Source organism: Nostoc sp., from assembly GCF_036917095.1.
Lineage (GTDB): Bacteria > Cyanobacteriota > Cyanobacteriia > Cyanobacteriales > Nostocaceae > Nostoc.
Genome location: NZ_JBALFH010000043.1, coordinates 35,238 through 57,194, shown reverse-complemented (window position 1 = coordinate 57,194; position 21,957 = coordinate 35,238). Strand labels below are relative to the sequence as shown.

The 21,957-nt window shown below is 40.8% G+C and carries 16 protein-coding genes and 1 pseudogene; 8 read left to right on the top strand and 9 right to left on the bottom strand.

Annotated features, from left to right (window positions below; translation table 11 throughout):
* Nucleotides 1-48: 48 nt before the first annotated feature.
* From V7L01_RS24230 to V7L01_RS24220, 3 genes are read right to left on the bottom strand one after another with little or no spacing between them, the layout of a single operon-like run.
* On the bottom strand, nt 49-2,799 hold the full coding sequence (locus V7L01_RS24230) for a hypothetical protein (RefSeq protein WP_335039204.1): 2,751 nt from the start codon (nt 2,797-2,799) through the stop codon (nt 49-51).
* Nucleotides 2,753-3,124, bottom strand: coding sequence for a hypothetical protein (locus tag V7L01_RS24225; protein WP_335039203.1), 372 nt, complete (start codon nt 3,122-3,124; stop codon nt 2,753-2,755). Before V7L01_RS24225 ends, V7L01_RS24230 begins: the two co-directional genes overlap by 47 nt.
* 25 nt (nt 3,125-3,149) lie before the next feature.
* The gene (locus V7L01_RS24220) at nt 3,150-3,767 is read right to left on the bottom strand and encodes a hypothetical protein (protein WP_335039201.1); all 618 of its coding nucleotides are present in this window, start codon (nt 3,765-3,767) and stop codon (nt 3,150-3,152) included.
* Nucleotides 3,768-5,345: 1,578 nt separating this feature from the next.
* Here V7L01_RS24220 and V7L01_RS24215 point away from each other — a divergent pair.
* The gene (locus V7L01_RS24215; protein ID WP_335039199.1) at nt 5,346-5,774 is read left to right on the top strand and encodes a hypothetical protein; all 429 of its coding nucleotides are present in this window, start codon (nt 5,346-5,348) and stop codon (nt 5,772-5,774) included.
* Nucleotides 5,775-5,976: 202 nt separating this feature from the next.
* Nucleotides 5,977-6,210 (top strand): DUF3134 domain-containing protein, encoded by a 234-nt coding sequence (locus V7L01_RS24210; RefSeq protein WP_335039197.1) that lies wholly within the window; start codon nt 5,977-5,979, stop codon nt 6,208-6,210.
* Between the two features lie 132 nt (nt 6,211-6,342).
* Here V7L01_RS24210 and mltA read toward each other — a convergent pair whose 3' ends face one another.
* The 3 genes from mltA to V7L01_RS24195 all read right to left on the bottom strand — a co-directional run bounded on the left by mltA (nt 6,343) and on the right by V7L01_RS24195 (nt 10,319).
* A complete protein-coding gene (gene mltA / locus V7L01_RS24205; RefSeq protein ID WP_335039195.1) occupies nt 6,343-7,611 on the bottom strand; it encodes a murein transglycosylase A in 1,269 nt (422 codons plus the stop codon).
* 254 nt (nt 7,612-7,865) lie between these two features.
* Entirely contained in the window at nt 7,866-8,531 is a 666-nt protein-coding gene (locus tag V7L01_RS24200; RefSeq protein WP_335039193.1) for a DUF4082 domain-containing protein, read from the bottom strand.
* 435 nt (nt 8,532-8,966) lie between these two features.
* Complete coding sequence (locus V7L01_RS24195; RefSeq protein WP_335039191.1) at nt 8,967-10,319, bottom strand: proton extrusion protein PcxA; 1,353 nt, start codon at nt 10,317-10,319, stop codon at nt 8,967-8,969.
* A gap of 78 nt (nt 10,320-10,397) precedes the next feature.
* Here V7L01_RS24195 and V7L01_RS24190 point away from each other — a divergent pair, with 78 nt between their 5' ends.
* Together V7L01_RS24190 and V7L01_RS24185 are read left to right on the top strand one after the other, a co-directional pair.
* Entirely contained in the window at nt 10,398-12,605 is a 2,208-nt protein-coding gene (locus tag V7L01_RS24190; protein ID WP_335039189.1) for a recombinase family protein, read from the top strand.
* 280 nt (nt 12,606-12,885) lie between these two features.
* A complete protein-coding gene (locus V7L01_RS24185) occupies nt 12,886-15,243 on the top strand; it encodes a hypothetical protein (protein ID WP_335039187.1) in 2,358 nt (785 codons plus the stop codon).
* 224 nt (nt 15,244-15,467) lie between these two features.
* On the opposite strand, the pseudogene V7L01_RS24180 reads toward V7L01_RS24185, so the two are convergent.
* Nucleotides 15,468-15,899, bottom strand: a pseudogene (locus V7L01_RS24180) (YidH family protein); the annotation flags it as partial.
* 127 nt (nt 15,900-16,026) lie between these two features.
* On the opposite strand from V7L01_RS24180, the gene V7L01_RS24175 reads away from it, so the two are divergent.
* Both V7L01_RS24175 and msrA read left to right on the top strand, forming a co-directional pair.
* Nucleotides 16,027-17,484, top strand: coding sequence for a hypothetical protein (locus tag V7L01_RS24175; protein ID WP_335039184.1), 1,458 nt, complete (start codon nt 16,027-16,029; stop codon nt 17,482-17,484).
* Between the two features lie 243 nt (nt 17,485-17,727).
* Nucleotides 17,728-18,393, top strand: coding sequence for a peptide-methionine (S)-S-oxide reductase MsrA (msrA, locus tag V7L01_RS24170; RefSeq protein ID WP_335039182.1), 666 nt, complete (start codon nt 17,728-17,730; stop codon nt 18,391-18,393).
* A gap of 226 nt (nt 18,394-18,619) precedes the next feature.
* Here the strand turns inward: msrA and V7L01_RS24165 are convergent, their stop codons facing one another.
* Complete coding sequence (locus tag V7L01_RS24165; RefSeq protein ID WP_335039180.1) at nt 18,620-19,813, bottom strand: serine/threonine protein kinase; 1,194 nt, start codon at nt 19,811-19,813, stop codon at nt 18,620-18,622.
* Nucleotides 19,814-19,996: 183 nt separating this feature from the next.
* Here V7L01_RS24165 and V7L01_RS24160 point away from each other — a divergent pair, with 183 nt between their 5' ends.
* Both V7L01_RS24160 and V7L01_RS24155 read left to right on the top strand, forming a co-directional pair.
* Complete coding sequence (locus V7L01_RS24160) at nt 19,997-20,341, top strand: type II toxin-antitoxin system RelE/ParE family toxin (RefSeq protein WP_335039177.1); 345 nt, start codon at nt 19,997-19,999, stop codon at nt 20,339-20,341.
* Nucleotides 20,328-20,648, top strand: coding sequence for an addiction module antidote protein (locus V7L01_RS24155; RefSeq protein WP_335039174.1), 321 nt, complete (start codon nt 20,328-20,330; stop codon nt 20,646-20,648). Before V7L01_RS24160 ends, V7L01_RS24155 begins: the two co-directional genes overlap by 14 nt.
* A 226-nt stretch (nt 20,649-20,874) precedes the next feature.
* Here V7L01_RS24155 and rfbB read toward each other — a convergent pair whose 3' ends face one another.
* Nucleotides 20,875-21,936: a dTDP-glucose 4,6-dehydratase gene (gene rfbB, locus V7L01_RS24150; RefSeq protein ID WP_335039171.1), complete on the bottom strand. Its 1,062-nt coding sequence runs from the start codon at nt 21,934-21,936 to the stop codon at nt 20,875-20,877.
* Nucleotides 21,937-21,957: the final 21 nt, after the last annotated feature.

Here is a 21,957-nt window from a genome sequence, read left to right as displayed (position 1 = left end):
CTATGATTTATAACTTTTTGATCGCTGTTAACTGCTTACAAAACCCGATTAACTACTACGCAGATTAGCCACTAACTGACGTGCAAATGCAGAAATTGCTTCATATTTATCGCTATGAAGTTGCATCATTTTACTACGTGCAGTTTGTTCAGCAGGGTTATTAGCAACTGCTGCCAATTGTTCGTAACCTGGATAATAACGACAGAATGTATAAATACCGTTATCATCTAACAGCCATTGGCTATAAACGCTTTCTTTCCGGGGAAAAAAGCTTTCTGAGGCGTTACGAGCAATAATGTTGCGGGGATACTTTAAGATATCTGCAAAACTATCCACTGCAACTGGCTGAATGCGTCCAATCAATCGTGTTGTCAAGTTTTGCAAAATCTTAGATGCAGCTTTAGATTTGGCAATTGTATCAGGATCTTGTCCTGATAAAATGACTCTAATGCCGGCTTTAGCGCCGTTTGCACAAATTCTGCCAACTAAGTCAGAAATTTGCTCGAATTCAAATAGAATTGGTGCTTCGTCAATGAAGAATATAGAAGCTGGACTACCTAATGCGCGTCGTAATGCTGCTGAATAGGCACTTAGAGATAGTACGGCTGCATCTTCACTATCTGATAGGTTTCTGAGAGCAAAAACTAAAAGTTGTGCATCGGTAGGAAAGCTAGATGGTGCAGAAATGGCTTGTCCCACCCGACTAGAAAGCCAAAACCGCAAGCGCAGCTGAATTTGACTAAGCGCGTCTTCTACTCTGCCAGTTAAAGAACTTAGCTGCAAGTGTTCTGATGAACAGAAATACAGAAAATCTTTTAAGGTAGGGGTTTTCTGCCAAGCAAGAGTGCCAAATCCTCCCGCCATCGCCTGTCGATATCGCTCTTTTATACCCTCATCAGCAAAGAAGGCTTCTAATGCTAAGTTGAGGAGCGATCGCACGGTTTGGGATAAAATTTGACTTTCAGTGGAAGATCCTAAAACCATTGTCATTAAAGCTGATTCTAGGAAGGCGGTATAATCGTTGAAGCGATCGCGCTGTTGTTCTTGATCTAGCGATCGTAAGTCTGGCTGTTCAAATAAGTTATTCGATTGTTTGGAGATATCAAAGTATGCTCCATTGACCCCCATAAACTCTGTGTAATCAGTGAAAGTAGATGTACCATCCGGTTTCGGGAAATCTAACGCCACAACAGGAATCCCATGCGCCAAAGCCTGAGTTAAAATCCCTGATACCAACACCGATTTACCAGCACGAGTTGTCGCAAACAAAGCTAAATTTTTGTGTTGGTTAAACAAATCTAAATGTATCGGTGTTCCGCCTTCTTCGGCAATCAACTCAAAGCCTTGTTTATCACCCTGTTTAGTTAAAACTAAAGGCATTAATCCCGGAACTTCACTGGTTAAATATAGCTGGCGACGATTGAAAGGTGTCGCTAACAAACCTTCCCAAACTATTGGGAGAGTTTGCAGCCAAATTTTCCAGGCGTACTCAGTTTCCCTAATTAGTTTTGCTGGACGTTGAAAACAGTTTTCAATATATCTTGTTGCCTCATCTAATTTATCAACAGTTGGACGATGTACCAAAATAACGATACTCGTATAAATCGGAACTGCACCTTCAAATAATTGTTCTTGTGCTGCAACCGATTTCTTCAACTTTAATTGCGCGTTGACATCAATAGTTTTACTTTTTTCTTGAGCCATGATTGTCGTCATGTTAGACTGCTTCAAGACTCGTTGCAAAGTAGTTTTCACTAATGCCGGATTTGCCGCAGTCAACTCACAAAAAATCTCTGTATCTACTACTGTTTCTCTAGCCAACAGTTCCCATAAATATCGCAGTTGAGTAGATTTATTTGCCCAACCTCCGGGTTTTTCCAGAAATGACAGTGCGCCAATATAACGATTGTTAACATTAACCCAACGGCGATCGGCACAAGGTACGCTAGACTCCATCAGCAAAGTTGTGCCGTGGATATTGTCTAGAAGCAATTTAGTACTAGCTAAATCTGAATTAACTTGCTCGTGAAGCCCTTGTTCATCCAAAGTCATTAACTGGGGAATCGGTATTGGCTGCGTATCATTAAACCTTTTCCAGATGCCCTCCCAGAGTTCATCAGCTTTCAAAGGCTTGACATCCAATCCCATTTGGTTAGATAAAATTTGTTCCCAGCGGAGAAAACCCTGCTTGTAAGCGTTTGTTACCAGCGTTTCAATGCGTTGGTGTTCTACTTCTGAGAGATCCCCTTTAAATTTCAACCACCATGATTCAGCTTTGACTAAAAGCTTCTCTATCCAATCATCTGCATTCTTGGAGTTGGATTCAATGGTGTAAGTGACATAAATCCGCAAAAATTTAGGCTTACGAATACCAGAAATAGTCAATTCTTTGACTCTGGCTCTTTCCGCCATCAACAAATATTTGATATCTCGTGATGTCGCATTTCTTATTAGCGATGCTAATTCTTTTTGGCGCTCTTTGTCGGAACTAAAAGATCCCAAATGCAGTGTCATTCTTTCACCGCTAGGAATGTCTTTCAATCCGGCTTCAATGTTATTAAAAAGCGTATCGATTTGTTCGGCTCTTAAAGTGGTATGAATTCCCTTACAGTCAAAACCAAAAACAAAGCAAAACCGATCTCTTTGAGTGCCTTTTGTCAAAAGATAAGCGCCAATATCACGTCCATTCATTGCGACACGTAGCATTGTCGCCAAGTGTAAGGCATCTTCAAATGGTGTTAATCTACTACTTTCATTTCCGGCGATGCCGACGCTTTGTTTTCCGATTTTTTGCTTCATGGTTAACTTCCAATAAGCTTTGATAACGAGCAAAGCCTCTTGTCCAAGCGGGAACGCCAATAAATTTACTTAAAAAACTCCAACTCCTACCACCAGTTAAAATCCACCAAGTTCCGATTCCCCAACCAGTCATTAGTATTGTCCACAACCACTTTTGAAACTCTTCTTGGAAAATACCACCAAAAATTCCATTGATAATAAAGTAGGAGGCTAAGGCAATTACTGTCCAAGGAAGAATTTGATCGGCAGGGATTGGCCCTAATGAGGGTTGGCTTCCTAGAACCTGATTGACTGGACGAAAATCTTGTTCCCGCTCTTGAGACATTTGAAATATGAAATATCTAAATTATTTACTGCCCTTGTGGGCCAATTACAAAGCGTGTGAGTACATCAGCAATGGTAACAGCAACAACGACTAATAGGGGAGTTCTGGCAATGCTTTGCCAATCTTCATCTTTACGCACTGCGTTAATCACACCAACCAGAGAAATTGCAATATAGAGTAAGTAAATCGCCCGCAACACATTAAATATCAAACTTATTGCTGCTTCACTACCACCACCAGCTGTTTGCGCTCCACCTAAGTTTCTTTTGAAAAACCTTTCAGCTTCTCCAAAAAACTGTGCTTGTGCGGGGGCTGCAAACCAGTCTAACCAATACAAACTCAGAATGACGGCTGCTGCTAAAATTTGTAATATTATTAGCGATCGCCTTGGTAAATTCACCTGCTGCCCAATTTGCTGGGTGATAACTGCAATTAAACTACCAACTAATAAACAAAAAAGCAGGATAGGACTTTTTAGGCTGATAACGCTTACAAGTACAGCACAAGCAATCAAAAAAGGTACAGATTCAACCAGAATAATCAGGCCATATTTCAGTCCCAGTCTTAATTTATGAGAGCCTTTGACCGCACTACCAGTTAAAGCTTTGAAAAAGTTTCTCTCGTGAGAACTTTGTCTAGACATTTGCTAATTTTCCTATGGTGTACTATGAGTATTGGTTGTCTAAAATTTTACAGATATTATAATTTAACATGATTTAACATTCATTTTTAATCAAAATTATCAAGTCGCAGTCAAAGTTTTACATTTTATACAAACTCTTATTAAGTTAACTTAACAGAATATTAAATTTGGTTTAAAAGGCAAATATATGTGATTTGAGAAACTAGGTTTCGAGCTTTAAACCAGAAGTGCTACAGTCTTCCTAAACTTTTTCTATCCCAGCGTTGCCTCAATTAGAGGTTGGGGAATCCGGTAGAAACCTGAGACAATGCTTAGGAGCAGAGTTACAAGTTCTATAGAAAACATTTTATTTCTCCAAGCAACCGTTTTGTGAGGTGTTATCCTTACCTAATTTACTACAAAAAACTACATAAATTGCTACAAGGTTGAGGAAGTTCGCAACGCAGTCGCTACACTATCCCATCTGCAAAGACCTTTGGAAATACTTTTGGAGATTATGTTAGCACTACCATTTACATACGCGTTAATAAGTCTACCGTCCTTAGCACGAAATAGACCACGCTTTATCCTTTCCCCTAAATATTCTGAATGTTTACAAATTGGTTCATTGTCAAAAAAAATACTTTAGCTTACTTATTGACAGAAAACACCAAACACGTAGTATAGATTTCTGTTATTATAGCTAGATTTTTCAGCTATTTTTTTGCGATGCCTGTCTTGAAAAGTGACGCTCGTTCCGACAATCGTTTTAACGCTACCGCTTTGTGAGATAGGAGGCAGAAACTCTTTATACCTGATGCATGAGTCCTATATTTTGTACCTCATTTACTTGCAAACTTGTACGGGGATATATTCCTCTTGCCGATGCGATTAAAAATCAGGCTCTTAAAGCTTATAAGTAGATGGGTATAAATAAATCTCAGATAGTTTGTGATTGCGATCGCCCTTAGACGTGAATGTAGGGTACGAAGTTAAGCGATCGCAGGGGTTGAGGATTTGAGTGTTTTACCTATTGATGAGGTATCAATATTAACAAATATGTAGTTGAAAAAAGTTCAACCGTCAACTATGTTATAATTAGGTAGTTGAGAAATATTTTCGGTCATGTAACTGACTATATAGACGCCTCTCCGAATCTAAATCTCTACACCCTTTGATTCTGGAGGTGTTTTATGTCAGTTTATATGGCTAATCTACCTAATGAAACCCAATAAGGTTGAAGACGATCGCCTAGAATAGGTCTTCTCAGAGTAGGGATTATCTTAAAAAAATTTTGGTGTCTACCAACTAAAAAGGGGATTTACCGTCGTATAAATGGAAACAAACGCCGAAGAAGTAATTGCTATTCAGGCGTTGAGAGATATCCAAAAGATGGGTCATAGTATCAAAGTTAATAGAGCTAAGACCTTTAGCGATCGGAGTATTTAGCATTCCCAAACTTGAAATTTTTAGTGAGCCGAACTGTGTTGCAATACCTCGCGTGAAACTGATACATCTCACTGTCAAAAAATGTGCTAAGAAGAACGGACAGCAAAATGGGTTACAAACCCAGATAATATACGGATACTACTTGAACTTATGGCAACGGATATAATTACCCGTCCTGAATCCCTCACGGAAGATTGTTTCTTTACTTACGCCCTTGGGACTGATTTGCATGATACTAATTCGACAGCCCAATATTTACGCCGAATCAGAAAAGAAAATAAACCATATATTGACCTAGCTGTTTCTCCCAGACCAGGTTATCGGTTTGAGGTTTGCCTTATCCCGGTTGAAGGGTTTGCTCAAGAAACAATTTTGACAAAAGATGGGTTTGCCAAAGCTTTAGCGATTATTTGTGCTGTATCTAACAAAGCTAGGAAGCGATTCCCTTCCGGAAACGGACAAGAGATTGTCCGGTGTCAATTTAGCAACTTAGCTGATGCAGTTGCTGTAGCGAACAGATTGTCTGCATTGCCCTCTGATATGTATGAAACTCTCGCCAAGCTACCAAATGCCTCGTGAAATCGCGTCCCCATGAAGATTTATTATTAGGACTGACGCGAAGACATTTTAATGGTAAATAACTAGACGGACTTGAGAATAAAAAACTCAATGCTTCAGATTTCATCTGCTGAGAAAAGATTTGTTATACAAGTCTTTTAACCCTAGTGTACAATTTTCCTGTTTTTGCAGGGTGACCCGTAATTCAAAGTGAGTTTTTTTTATGCCTACAAGTCCTTTACGTGAAGAACCTCGGAACCAGCGAGCGCCTGTAATTCGTACAAGTAATGAATTTATTCTCTTGGAATGGTTAAAGTCAACTGGTCGTCTAATAGAGCGCGAACATCAAGAATCTGAGTATCTAAATGAAGTAGAAGAAATTTCCGAAATGATAGACCTTGACGATATCCCTTACGATCATGACGATGATGATACTGAAATGGATTTAGAAGCCTAGCGCTGTAATTCATAATTACTATACCGTAAGCGTTTCATTGATTTAAGATGAGTGCTTAATGTACGCCGAAAGGCTAAGAATCCCGACTTCTCTAAAAAAGTCGGGATTCTTAGTATTAAAATGCGAATGTGTTTAATTTTTGGACTTGAGTAATAGATAAAATAATTGTCCATTGCTGACTGTAACACCAGCGCGATCGCCTGCTAATTTCCCAGTACCTAAAAAATAATCTACCCTACCTGCACCTTTGATTGCACCTCCGGTATCTTGGTCAAGAACATAGCGACTAACGATGCGCTCCTCGATTTTTCCGGTAGGATTAGCAAAGGGAATAGAAGCGCGAATCAACGCTAAAGCACCAGGAGGCATGAGGGATTTATCTGTAGCGATAGAACGCTCTGCTGTTAGCGGTACGTTGATAGAACCTTGGGCTGGTTCGCCGTGGTTTTCTTGAAAAAAAACAAAGCTGCGATCGCGCGGAATATAAATATTTAATTCTTGGGGATGCTTTTGGAAATAGTCGAGAATAATTGGTAAAGTTATACCTTCTAGCGGTAATTTACCATCATTTGCTAATTCTCGCCCAATGCTTTTGTAGTTATAAGCAATATGACCAGCATAGCCGATTGTTGTTTGAGTGCCATCGGGAAGCTGAAGTCTAGCTGAACCTTCAATTTGAGCTAGATATGGTTCGAGGCGATCGCGAAACCAAAACAACTCTAATCCTCGTAATTTTCCTTTTGCGCCTTGTAAACCATCTGCTCCTTCTAATTCTTCCCGTGTAGGATGAGGCTTAGGCCAGGAGTTTAAATCAGCAGGTAATCGATAAACAGGATAACGATATTCTGCTGTGGGGAGACGACTGGCTGCGTAAAGCGGTTCATAATAGGCGGTGAATAAAACGGAACCTTTAGTGTCTTTACCGACTGACTGGTAAAGAACAAATTCTCGCTGAATGGCTTGATGTAATTCTGTTGCAGAATTAGTTTTTAATAAAAGTTCGCGGAATCTTTTCAAACTTTTTAAAACGCGATCGCGCGTAATCCCAGCTACCTGATAGTTTTGATAAGCAGCCGCAGCATTAGCTGTTTGCAGATATTGGAGACTGCGATCTATAGCTGTCAACAGTGCCTTTTTCTCTGATATTTTTCCATAGAGCATCTCATCCATACAAGAGCTATCATTCTGACAACAAGTAACTGGTAGTTTCTGAATTAATGGTGCTTTTTGCTTTTGTGTAAAAGACACTGGTATATCCCACTTTTTCACGCGACATTCTGGCGGACTGAGTTCCCGATGCACTAAAGATTGCATACGCACTAAGAAAATCGACAGAAGCACCGGTAGACTGATGGCGATAACTTTGCTTAGTTTTCCTAACCCAGCAAGTGTGTTTTTCATCAAAATTTAAAATTTTTGAGATTATCCCACTTTACTCAAATTCAAAAATCACAAACCAAAAATACAGTAGATATTTTGCATAAATCAAACAATTTGAACCCCACTCCTTACTCTTTGAACTAAATTGTCTCAATTTGGTAGTAAGCCCCGACTCCATCGAACTACTTACACCCAAGATCGCGAAGCGCCTCCCCCAGCGCACGCGCAAGGGAGAGGCAAAGAGGCACATAAAATCCTATTTACTGTCCGTTCATCTATTTTGTAACTAGTTGCTTACGTTTGCGAAGAGAGGTGATGCCAAAAGCACCTAAGCCTAAGATACCGATGAGGGAAGCGGGTTCGGGAACAGCTTGGGTAACTACGTCAAATTTGAAATTGGGGCCAATCCTACCGTTACCGGGTGTCAGGATTGAAGGAAAACTAAAGCCTTGGGATGAACCATTTCTGGCGCTACCGGTGAGAGTAATTTCTGGAGCCGTATTTACTGATGCAGGAACAGTATAAATATCACTAAATGGACTAGTTATTGCTGCACCAATAACGTATGACATTCCAGCAAGAAGATTGACTGATGTAATATCCTGGTAACGAAAGCTTCCAGTTAGTGGACTGGTGGTTTGGACAGTTGTTGAAGCTAGTAAATTCCCGTCCGATGTCCACAACCCAACTAAGTGGGATTGTGATAGAGGATTCCCAGGAGTTTGATCGTAAAAGCCTAATGCAGTAACTGAGAGGTTGTCATTAGCAGTAAATGACCAACCGATTGTTTGATTTGTACCATTAAAAGCTGGAAAGTTAGATCCACCTGTCAAACTCTGTATCGCTTCAGATGCGTATACAGATGGTGCAGAAACTAAAGCTGTTGTCAGGATGAAAGTAGAAGCTATTGATAATTTTTTTAGTACATTTACGATTGTCACGATCTTATTTCTCCGATAAACCTCCACAACAATATAATTTTTTTATACTTGCAGTGTCAAGTTTATTAAGCAAATTCACGCAAACTTTAAAGAAAGGCTAGTTTATTTAACGCAATACCTTCGTCAAAAGAAGAAGATATCTGATTTTTCACGGCATATGGAAAAGCTCATTTTAAAGATTTCCTAAACCCTGATTTTTCTGTTAGTTATTTTCATTAACTCAAAGCTATTGAGAATTAACCTGTGGAAAAAGCCACGCTTTTTCGAGGTTTGAGGGCTGAGGTATTGTTGCTTTAACTTAGGGTTCATCCGAATTTGGCAAATTTATTTTGTAGTGCGAGCGTTTCACTTGCACTACATATTCCAAAATGGGATGCTCCCGTAAGTTAATTGTTTTATTAAAATTTTTCCCACCCAATCCCCAGTTCCCAATCCTTATTCATTCATATTACGGTAAGTAGCAACTGCGGAAGGCGATATCCGATTCAAATATCGGAAGATCCAATATTTGAAAATTGTATCTAAAATCACCGGAAATGTGGCAATAAATAAGAAGATAAAATCTCGATTAGCTGGTAATCCCCAATGACGCGATACACCTTCTAGCAGTACTTCCCAGCCATGAGGAGAGTGGAAACCTACAAATATATCGGTAAACAAAATGATGATAAATGCCTTGGCACTATCACTAAGACCATAGACAATATGATCGAAGAAATCTTTGATTACAGCAATAGAAGACTTGCTAACAACTAAAAGCCAGATAAAAGCAGCGACTGAGAAAACATCTGCAAAAACATTTTTGATAGCATTAGAGCTTTCGTGCCGAAATTCTTCAGAAAGCTCAATAGCCCTCTTTTTTAGTTCTACTTCTATCTGCTCAGGTAACAATGGCGGGGCATTTCTAATGAGATTTTCAAACTTGACCTTTTCTTCAAATCTTTGTAATTCTTCAAGGGCTTCCTCTTCCATTTCTGAATTGAGGAATATCTGCATTTGCTCGCTGTCTCTAGACCGCTCAATAATTGGCCCTACCACGAAAGCTTTTGCTATCTGATGTGTCAAAAGTGGTACAATAATTAATAGTAAGATAAACCTGATAGATATTATTGTTCTTCTTTGAGCTTGACGAAAACTCTGGATTACTTCTTCTTCAGAATTAGGGTCTAATTCAACTTGCAAACGAGTGATAGTACTTAAAATAGAACGGGGTAAAACGCCTGTTGTATCGACTTTACCCTTTGGTTTTGTTTTTTTCTCCCAGTCTTGAGTTGGTATTTTGGGTGGTAATGTTGGAGTATTGACGAGCAGCGACTTGTCGTCAGATATCGCATTAACTGGTAGATTTGGAGGGTTGACCATTAAAGCTTTGGAACTTATTCGATCGGGAGTTGTTGTGTATTTGGATATAACTCGATCGATGAAGTTTAGCTTTTCCAAAACCAAAGAAGGACTGGGATACTCTATACCTGCTTTCTCGGCAGCTTTTTGATTTTCTTCATTTAAAAACCAACGGCTTGCTCTCAACTCTGTAAGCCGCATCCTTGCAGTTTTTAATAGCTTTTTTAGGTCTGACTCAAAATAATCTATCACGCTGTTACTGTACATGGCTGAGTCAATGTCTATTTTATTACCATTGAAATGCTTATCTTCTATTTCTTTAATCTTTAATGCTGCATCGTAAGCCTCATGTAAAGAACGTTCCGGAGTCTGTAAGTACCATCGATAAGCAGCAAGTAAGAAAGAATAGATTTTTTGGCTAAAAACAGAGTTTTTCATCGCAGACAATCATCCAGCATTTTTTGGTGACTATTAACCTTAAGTTAACGCACGAGGTATACTAGCAAATCTACAAGGAGAAAGTTTGTGGTTTCTCATTCGGTTTGGATTGTTGGCAATAGCCGCAGTGGTAAGACGGCTCGCTTGGTAGAGCAATTTTGTAGTTGGGTACAACCTGAAAAACAGTATATTGAATCATTTTATACTAAAAAACCGGGACGTAAAAAAGGCGATCGCATACCTGAATTTTTATATCTTAAACAAACCGAGCCAGGAGTTTTAGTCTTAGCTGCCAATGATGATAATCGGCGAGAATTGGGAGATATAATTGTTACATCTACATTAGGGAAATATCCGGTTCGTGCTAAGACGCCGCTAGGTTTTTTCCAGGATGAAGTTATTTTATTTTGGCCGTTACTAATTAACTCGTTGAACCTGAAGGCACAGTTTCCGGTAAGATTGCGCCCAGAAACCGAACAAGAGTTAGCAACCAAACTCTGGCGTCCCCAATTAGACGAAGAAATTTTACGAATTGCGGGAGTGAATGAATCTCGCTTGGTGCGCCGCATCTTAGACTTATTACAATTAGCAGCTTACAGTGGTATACCTTGCGAAGATATTGCCCAGATTTTGACAAGGGGTCTGCGGGAAAATAATACAAATTTAGAACCGGAATTTCTAGCCTCTTTACTCCTAGATTGGCGTAACTGGTGTTTAGAGAGGGGTTTACTTACTTATGGGATTATTACTGAACTTTATAGTCAACATTTATTAAGCGATCGCAATTACCAACAGCATCTAACGAAACGCTATCAGGCGGTACTGGCGGATGATGTAGATGATTATCCTAGCGTAGCGCGTCTTTTGTTTGAGTTGCTATTAGATCGAGGTGCAGTTGGGGCGTTTAGTTACAATCCCGACGGTGCAGTGCGATTGGGGTTGGGAGCAGACCCCAACTACCTAGAAGGGTTAGCAGAACGTTGTCGGGTAGAAATCTTGACGGGGTCGCCTCCAGAGTCCCTTGGCGAGCAACTCACTACACAGATGGTGGAATTAGTCACAGAACCGATGGTACTGTCAAGCTTACCAAAGACAGTCCATTCAATTGAAACCACCTCCCGCGCCCAATTATTGCGGCAAACAGCAGAAGTAATTGCTGATGCCATTCAATCACAGCAAGTGCAACCAGAACAAGTGGCGATTATTGCACCAGGTTTAGATGCGATCGCTCGTTATACTCTAGTAGAAATCCTCGTTAAGCAAAATATCCCAGTAGAATCGCTCAATGACCAACGTCCCCTAATTAGTTCACCCGTGATTCGCGCATTACTCACCATGCTGGCACTAGTTTATCCCGGCTTGGGACGCCTTGTAGATCGGGATGCTGTGGCAGAAATGCTAGTTGTATTGAGCAGAAAACAACAACCACCAGAAAACTCTACAGACGCGATTAATCGGGTATCTACAACAGACGCGATGAATCGCGTCTCTACAAATATTGACCCGGTACGTGCTGGTTTGATTGCAGATTACTGCTTTGTACCCCATCCCGATCGCCCCAATTTGCTACCAGTATCAGCCTTCGAGCGCTGGGATAGAATCGGCTATGCAGCGACTACAGCCTATAATGAGATATTGGAGTGGTTAGAACAGCAGCGATCGCAACAAGAATTGCGGTTAATTCCCAGTCCCATTTCCCTCTTAGACAGAGCAATTCAACGTTTTTTGTGGAATGGTAGTAATCTCCCCTACGAACAACTAGCAGCACTGCGGGAATTATTAGAAACTGCCCAACACTACTGGGAAATTGACACCAGGTTACGACAAATTACCCCAATTGAGACAACGCTTCATACAACTATTATTGAATTCATTCAACTACTGCGACGTGGGACTATTACCGCCAACCCTTACCCTGTGCGTCCCATTGGTGGAGCGAGAAAGGCTGTCACATTAGCAACTATATTTCAATATCGATCTAGTAGGCGATCGCACCGTTGGCATTTTTGGCTGGATGCTGGTTCACCTCTTTGGGCGAAAGGTGGTGCAGCAACTTTGTTTGGTGCGCCGTTTTTTCTGCGAGACAGGTTAGGCGAACCTTGGACAGCAGAAGATGAGAAATTGGCGGAAGAACAACGACTGCGAAGGATTTTGACAGATTTACTGTCTCGTGTATCCGAGAGAGTTTATTTGTGTCACAGCGATTTAGCCGTGAATGGACAAGAGCAATTAGGGCCGCTGTTACCCTTAGTGAATGCCTGTGTGACGGTTATTTCTGAGGCTAATGTTAATTGAGTGTTTTTGTAGCGGTTCTCGACAAGCGTGAAGTACAATTTTGACCTCTCTCCAAACCTCTCTCCTAAAAGGAGAGAGGCTTTGAATCTTTTACTAAATCAACCTATAGCGTTTCCTAATCACATGAGGTACATCTTAGCCCCCTCTTCGCTTGCGGGGAGGGGGTTGGGGGTGGGGTTCTTGTACCTCACTCAACCGAGAACCGCTATAGCACTTACTAAAATATCCGAGTAAATTAAAAATGATATTGCTGAAATAGTAAAAGAAGGTTGTTAAGTTAATGTCACTCGATTCGCTTAAGCAAGAAGCAACGAATCATAACACTTCACCACAAAGATTACGAGAACTAGCTGCAATTAATGATGAGCTAACGAGATTAGTTGCTGCAAATCCTCTTGCCGATAGTAGTTTATTAGGAGAACTTGCGATACAAGCCAGAACTAACAAAGATGTGGAAATGCAAAGAGCGATCGCAAGTAATCCCAATACACCAACAAAATGCTTAATCGGACTAGCGCATCTATTTCCTGAAGAATTCTTTAGCAATCCGGCTTATGATTTGTCAATTTGGGAAAATGTCAACTTTACTCACCGTTTTGAGAATAAATTACTCTTTAAGCTTGTTTGTGCATCTAATGCAACAACATCTTTTCTAGAATTGGCTGCTGGCATTTGTGAAACTAATATTAAGCGTATTCGTAATGATAAATATTTTGGACATTTCTCTCTAGAGCAGCAATATGGCATTAAATATCTTCGGATGAGTATAGGGTATATAAGTACATTCTCTTTTGAAAATTTTTGGCAATGGAGAGAAATTTTAATTCTTATAGCTAGTAATCAGAATACTTCCAGAAAAAAGCTATTGGGTTTATCTATATCTGGGGAGGATATTGTTGCAGAAGTTGCTCAGTTACGTCTTGATTATCCCAATGATGATATTACTTTCTGGGATAAGGTGGCTTTAAATAATAAACCAAACCTCATTCTTTTTATTCCCCGTAGACTGATGTTTAAATTAGTGCAATTGCCAGATATATCCACAAACTTTTTAAAAGCAGCATCTCAAATTGAGACATTTCCAGGAATTCTCAATATTATTGCAAATCATTCAAAAACACCCAAAAAATTACTCGATAAGCTAGCGAAAAATAGCCTTCCTTTTATTGCTGAAGCAGCAAAGCTACATATTAATTATGCTGGAGAGTTGGAAACTGGATGGCGCGATCTAGCGGAAAGCAAAATTGATAGAGCGCAACTGTCTATTTCAACTGATAATGAAGAAGCAATTGAACTGCGATTGTGGTATGTAGGAGCAATTCATGAAAGTACTTTACCTTATTTAAATCAAAATTTAGTAGACGAATATACAAGTACATTATTAACGATCCTTTGTTCTGTTAACACACCTCGATCGATTTTAGATAATCTTGAAAACCACCCCATACTTTCTCAATTAATCACTGAATGTATTACATTCTTAAAACAACGAGAAACAATATTTTTCGATTTACTTCCGCTAATATTGCCAATAAACAATACTGAATTACTAAATCATGCTGCTAATAAAACCAACCCTGTAGTTACCAACCTAGAAACTTTATTTGCGAAATTGGAAGATAGATATTGGTGGAAAAAAGTAAGATATATATCCATAGAAAAAGCAAATATTCACGTACATTTAATTGAGATGATGCAAGGAAGAAGGGGACGAAAGAAGAGAGGATACTACCTACAAAATATGCTTATTGATTTTGGAGAAGGCAGATATAAAGACCATAACCCAATATTTATTAGACTTTATAATTTAGAATACTATGGCAGAATTTTAGCAAACGACCCAAGAACTTCACCGCAAATCCTATCAAAATTAGTGGAGCATCCAATCCAGGGAGTGAGAGTTTTGGTAGCTAGTCATCACAATATTACTCAAAACTCTTTAGATAAGTTAATTGACGATCGCAATCCAGAAGTTAGAGCAGCTGCTTTGGCGAATCCTAAACTTGATTCGATGCTTAGAGAACAATTAGCAAGCTTGGAAAATCCAAATTTATCTTTACTAGATTTACGAGAACTAGCAAATAGTGAGCATACTGCTGTCAGAGCGAAAGTTGTTCGACATCCTAACGTTGATAGTTCAATTCTGGCAAAACTAGCTGACGATAAGTTAATTGTCAGATTAGCTGTAGCTAAACATCCGAAAACTCCAGCCGAGATTCTAACTAGATTTACCGAGCATCCAGATCGAAAATTACCTTTAGCAGTCGCTCAAAATCCTGGTGCGCCGAAAGATTTACTAATTCAGTTAGCTACTCAACCCGGAGGACGTGGGGGATTTCACTTTAATCCACTCAATTTAGCTGCTGTTAAAAGTTTACTGACTCAAGAACCAGAAGCGGCGATTCCTTTCTTGGATCGGTGTCTAAAATTTCCTAATCGCCCATCATTTTCTCGCTTTTTGGTTCTGATGAATCCTCATATACCGAGTTCATTTCTGGCAAGATACTATAAATCTTGGTTTTGGCCAGAAAGATATGCGATCGCTCAAAATCCAAATACTCACCGCGACATTTGCCAACAACTAACGCAAGACCCCAATAGCATTGTTCGTGCTGCCGCACGGGATAATTTAAAGTAGTATTCGCTCTTAGAAGTTGCATTATAGCAGAAGGAAGTTAACTATTACGGATGAGCCTTTACTTAAAACAGCGTATTCTCGCTTCATCTTTTCCAAAAATTAAATCGGATTTTTATAAGACTTATTAACGATTATTTAATGATCAATTTCACAAACAAAAATATTTGTTTGTATCGAGTCGTAATTGTGCCATTCTTAACACTGGCGTTTGGGGTTGATAATTGCAACTTTCGGGACTGTGGTTGAATTGGAACAGGAGAATGAAAAGGGACTTGATCTCGCCTTAAGAGTAAAGGAATACTGAAAAATCCTAAAATAATTACTACTCCAGTCATTATCCAAACCATTAACCTGTTTGGTCTATAGTTCCCTGCTTCAATTTGCCAGAAAACTTGGTTGTATCGCCATGCAGCTAAGGCAATAGTCGAAATTCCAAAAATTACCAAAGCAACACCCAAATTTTCCGAGTTAGATAATGGACTTACCGGAGGTTCTTGTTGAATAATAGCAATATTCAACTGGCGCAGAAATATACCAAATCGCGCGATCGCAAAACCAAAGCCAATCAATCCAATAGAAGTGCGAAGCCAAGCCAGAAATGTGCGTTCGTTGGCTTGATGCTCCCTTTGGCGGTCAATTTTCGGTATTTTATCCATGAGTAGCTTCTAACACCAAATTCTTCTTTAAAAGTATTCGTAATATTGATGAAGTTTCGTAAAAGTCTAATCTAAAAGTGTCCTTAGATTTTGGGAAAACTTATTCTATATCTAAAAATTCTTGATTATGCTTGATGACAAAGATTTTGCCTTAGCCTCGGCTGTTGACACCTCGGTTGTGGTGCTTGAGGAGCTATCTTTACATCCTCAGCCAGAAATTCGTGAGGCTGTGGCTAAAAATCCGAATACGCCCACGAAAGTGTTGCTGAAATTAGGTAAGGAGTTTCCAGACGCAATTACGGCGAACCCAATTTTCAATCTTTTGCTGCTCGAAAATCCTGAAAGCCATTTCATCAGGCTCTCTTTAGCGCGTAGCACAACAACTAGTGAAAGCGCGATCGCTCAGTTATCTAAAATCGAGGATAAGGAAATTCTTTGTGCTGTGGCTGGAAATCCAAAGACACCTCTTCACATCCTGGAACGACTTGTAGTAGAAGGCCCGCCTCTTTTCTGCGATCACGAAAATGCTGATGAATCTGATTTTGATGGACTCTTTACCGCGATCGCTCAAAATCCTAACACTTCTGAATCGTTATTACTTCAAATAGCCGAGGATGGAAGCAGGAATATCAAAATAACGATCGCTGAGAACCCCAAAACACCCTTATCTCTGCTAAATAAGTTTGCAGATTGGAGAGATTTTTCGATGCATCAAGCAATTGCTCGAAATCCTCAAGCACCAAGCGCAATATTGGAAAAACTACTGGGAGAAAATACCAAAGAAATTCGCGATCTGGTCAAGATCCATCCAAATGTATCAGAAACTGCGATCGCCATCATCAATTTTATCGAGGGAAAACCTGGAACATCCATAGAGTTGCTAGAGCGGTTAGCTAGCGATCGACGAGCCTCTATCCGGCGATTGGTTGCCGCCCATCCCTCAACCCCTGCAAAGGTTTTAGAAAAGCTCGCGCAGGATACAGATGAAGATGTACCCTTCAAAGCCGCAAACCATCCCAATGCAACCTCTACCGTTTTAGAGTTTTTTGCAGAGTTCTTGGTTAAGCAACGTCAGTTAGTCTCGCCAATCAATGGAGCCAAGATTCAACAGTATAAAGAAAGTGCGCTTGAATTGCTAAAACGTTCTGACATCACGCCAAAAGTGTTAGAAAATCTGTTGCAGATGAATGAATCTGTTGTAGTGGATGCGATCGCATTGTCTTTGAAAACACCACCTACTATGCTGCTTGCACTTATAGACTATCAAGCTAAATTTGTAAGCATTGATTTTTTCAGAAATCTCGCTAAAAACCCCAATACACCCTCAGATGGGCTGGAGAAGCTTTATCTAAAAATCAACCAAACGCAACATGCAAATACGATTAGTGGTCTAGGCGCTATCGCTGCTCATCCCAATACCCCCGTCTATTTGCTAGAACAATTAGCAGTTCATGCCGACTACAGTATTCGGACAAATGTAGCCATAAATATCAATACACCGATTTCAATTTTGGAGCGGTTAAGCAATGATTCGCAAGGCAGGGTTAGTAGGTTTGCTAAACAGGCGCTCAAGGAAAGAGCTTGATTTCAGGATTGTTTCTGTAAAGGTCAACACTTTGCAGAGAGACTCTGAGAAAATCCCAAGCGATGCCAGAATCTTTACAATACAGGACTTACGCACTGAAAACTTGAAAGCTTGATCCCCCCTAGCCCCCCTTAAAAAGGGGGGAATCTTAAAAGCCCCCTTTTTAAGGGGGTTGGGGGATCTCTTCTGCGTAAGTCCTACAATAGTAAATAAGGTAAAGATATATATTCAGAGTCAAAATCAATGGCACTATTCGGATTTGGCAAAAAGTCAGTTATACCCACACCTGAAGAAGCTTTGTCAGGAAGGGCACAATCTATGTCAGTACCCGCCGCTCATTATGTCAACAAAAATCCCTTACAACCTCCTTTTCCCGATGGATTAGAAAAGGTAATCTTTGGCTTGGGCTGTTTTTGGGGTGCAGAACGCAAATTCTGGCAACTTAAAGGAGTTTACACCACCGCAGTCGGTTATGCTGCTGGTTTAACACCCAACCCCACCTATGAAGAGGTATGTAGTGGGCGAACTGGTCACAATGAAGTGGTGTTGGTTGTGTTCGATCCCAAAGTGATTAGTTATGCCGAACTGCTCAAAGTCTTTTGGGAAAGCCACAATCCTACCCAAGGGATGCGCCAAGGTAATGATAGTGGCACTCAATACCGTTCGGGAATTTATGTATATTCCGAAAATCAAAAGCAGCTAGCAGAAGCATCGCGGGAAGCTTATCAGCAAGCCCTCAACAGCGCAGGTTATGGCAAGATTACTACAGAAATCTTGGATGCGCCTGAATTCTACTACGCTGAAGCTTACCATCAGCAATACTTGGCTAAAAATCCCAACGGCTATTGTGGTTTGGGAGGGACAAATGTTTCTTGTCCCGTGGGTGTAGTTGAATCGCAAGTGAGTTGATAGGGTAGGGTAGTCAACTTAAGGTGAGTTAGACGAACCTCTCCTTGCCTTGAACTAAAGTTCAAGGCTGTCCCTCTCCGAGTCGGAGAGGGATATATTTTGTCTAGTTAAGAATATTTGTAGTTGATGGGCTAGGGCGATATCTTTGTCCTTGAAGAATTTGAACCATTTGTTGAACCTTTTTGCCTAAAAAACCTTCGCTTGATATTTACCCAAAAGGCTTACCTTACAGTGCAGATTTGAGCAAAACGATCGCTCGAACCCACATCATAATACTAATAGGCGCTCCAATTAGAATCCCAGCGATCGCCCAGCCTCTCTGATGCGCTTTGAATTGTTCAATACTGCGCCACGGTCTACTTTTCCAAGCCCATTCGTTGCCTTTAGAACCGAGTGCGATCGCCATTAGCCACCAACCGTGCGGTATAAAACAGAATAGCCCGTACCAGACTTGATTAGGCCACATCCACAACCAAGGCATCAGAAATGCGCCCCAATTCCAACCGAGAATTTCTTCTGGGACTGTTTCATTATGATTATTTATCCCGCAGCCAGAATTGTTGACTATTTCCTTTAGCGGCAAAAGTTCATTCCTCTTTCCAGATTTGACAGTTAGCCCCGATTTGAGGGCATTCAGCGCTTGGGTGGCACTAGTAAATCGTTGTTCTGGAGCAGGTTCTATCAACTTTTGTAGCCAACTGACAAAACTTGGACTGAGGTTAACTCGGTCTGTAAATTGCAGTCGCAAATCCTGCTGGGGTAAATCAGAGGGAGAAGTCCCAGTTAGCAAATGAATCAAAGTCGCTCCCAGTGCATAGAGGTCTGAAGCCGCAACCGCTCGACCACCAAATTGTTCCATTGGAGCATAACCATAAGTACCCACAACGGTAAAAGTCACGCCTTCTCTTGCCGCTTTATCCTGAACTGCGCCAAAATCAACTAAATAAATCCGATTATCTTCGCCCCAGATTAAATTACTCGGTTTAATATCTCTATGCAATACCCCTGGATTCAACTCATGTAGATACGTGAGAATATTTAAAACCTCAACAGCAATTTTTCTCGCTCGCTTTTCACTAAACCTTTTGCCAACAGCAAGTTTATCCTTGAGTGATTCACCAGGGATATATTCTTGTATTAAGGCAAACCAGAGTGTGCGATCGTCGATACAAAAATAATCTATATATCGAGGGATGCGCGGATGATTTAGCTGTTTAAGAATTTGTGCTTCCCTCTCAAAAAGTTTCAGGTCATCCCACTGCACAGTACCGCCAAAGGCCAAAAGTTTGACCACAACGGTCGAATTTTCGCCATCAGAGGCTTGTAAATCCAATGCTTGCCAAGTTTGGCGAATTCCATTGTTACCAAGTTGGCGTTGAATTTGATAACGGTCTTGTAATATCTGTTCTGCTTGCAGCATCTTGACACCTGCTGGCAATTTACTCTGATTCCCTTACTATTCAAGGATAGTCATTATCTAGAGAAATTGTCAGAGCCTGATAATTTCTTGAAAGCAGTTGAAGATTCCAACTTTGGGGTTCTCTATAAAAATACTGCGAATTATTGTTCGCACATGCTATAAATAGCATAGTAGAGATTAAAAGTGGCCAAAGAAGCACAAGCAAAACAGATTATCATCTATGCCAATCAAGACGGTTACGAGCCGTTTGCAGAGTGGATGGATAATTTACGCGATCGACAAGGAAAACGACGCATACTGCAACGCCTACGCCGCCTTGAACAAGGCAATTACGGCGATGTTGCGCCAATAGGAGATGGTTTAAGCGAGTTGCGAGTGTTCTTTGGTTCTGGTTATCGCGTCTATTTCGGTGAAGATGCTGAAAATATCGTTGTCTTACTGTGTGGAGGCGACAAAAGCACACAGAATCAGGACATAGAAGACGCAAAAGCTTACTGGCAGGAGTACCTAAGCGGTGAGAAAATTTAGAACACTTGATGAATTTGAGGAAGAGTACTTCCGTAACCACCCGGAAGAAATCGACAATTATTTGACGGAGATTTTTCAGGAATATGCACAAGACAACGATTCCGGTGCGTTGTTGGCATCCTTGCGCGTCGTTGCTCGTGTACGAGGAATTAGTGAGATAGCCGATCAAATAGGTATGACACGCCGGGGATTGCAAAAAGCCTTATCCAACAATGGCAACCCGCGCCTTGAAAACGTCAATTCCATCATGAAGGCACTAGGATATTTTCTCACGCCACAAAAAATCATGCCTCCATCGGCAGAGTGAATCACAACAGTAATTATCGATGGTCAAAAGAGGCAGGGGAGCAGGGAGCAGGGGAAGAGACTGAGACGGAGCTTGTACTTTGCCAAGCGTCCAAGCGTCCGCCGAAGAAGGGGCTTCATACCCATGTTCTGACAATGCTTGTCGCACAGGGAAGGGCTTTCTCCCCCTGCTCTCTGCTCCCTTCCCCTCTGCCTTTTCGGTGACACTATTGGGTGCAAAATGTGGGTTACAGATAATTTTTGCGATAGTAAGCTTGATATTGGGCAGACAGTAAAGGTTCCCACCAATCACGATGATTGAGATACCATTCAACAGTTAAACGTAAACCCTCAGCAATTGTTACTGAAGGCGTCCAACCAAGCTGAGTTTTAATTTTGTTGGCATTAATTGCATATCTCCGATCGTGTCCGGGTCTATCCTTGACAAAAGTGATTAACTGCTTTGCCGGATTTACTGGTAAATCAGATGCTAATTCATCCATCATCTGACACAAAAGTTCTACAAGGTTGAGATTTTCCACCTCATTGTTGCCACCAATATTGTATGTTTCTCCTGGTTGGCCGTGATTAATTACCACATCCAGAGCCAGACAATGATCGCCGACATAAAGCCAATCCCGCACGTTTTTACCATCACCATAAACAGGTAATGGTTTCCCGATCAAAGTGTTGATACACATCAGGGGAATTAGCTTTTCGGGAAACTGATAAGGGCCGTAATTATTAGAGCAATTCGTAATAATTGTTGGGAGTTGATAAGTATGGTAATAAGCACGCACTAAATGATCGCTACCGGCTTTTGAAGCTGAATAGGGACTATTGGGAGCGTAGGGTGTAGTTTCACAAAAAGCTGGATCGTCTGCGCCCAAGCTACCGTAGACTTCATCAGTAGAGACATGCAGAAAACGATAATCAGATGGCTGTGCTTTTGTCTCCCAATGTTGGCGAAAAGCTTCTAAAAGAGTGAAAGTTCCCACTACATTAGTTTGTACAAAAGCAGCAGGCCCAAGAATCGAACGATCGACATGAGATTCAGCGGCAAAATGAGCGATGGTATCAATATTTTCGGTTGATAATAGCTCGTCTATGATGGTGCGATCGCAAATATCCCCCTGCACAAACCGAAAATTCTCTCTTCCCTCAACCTGCGCCAAATTCAGACGATTCCCCGCGTAGGTAAGAGCATCCAACACCACCACTCGGTCATCGGGATAAACCTGACACCAATGATGTACAAAATTTGCCCCAATAAACCCCGCACCCCCCGTAACTAATAACCGCCGAATCATCTAATTTTTTCTCTTCTCCCT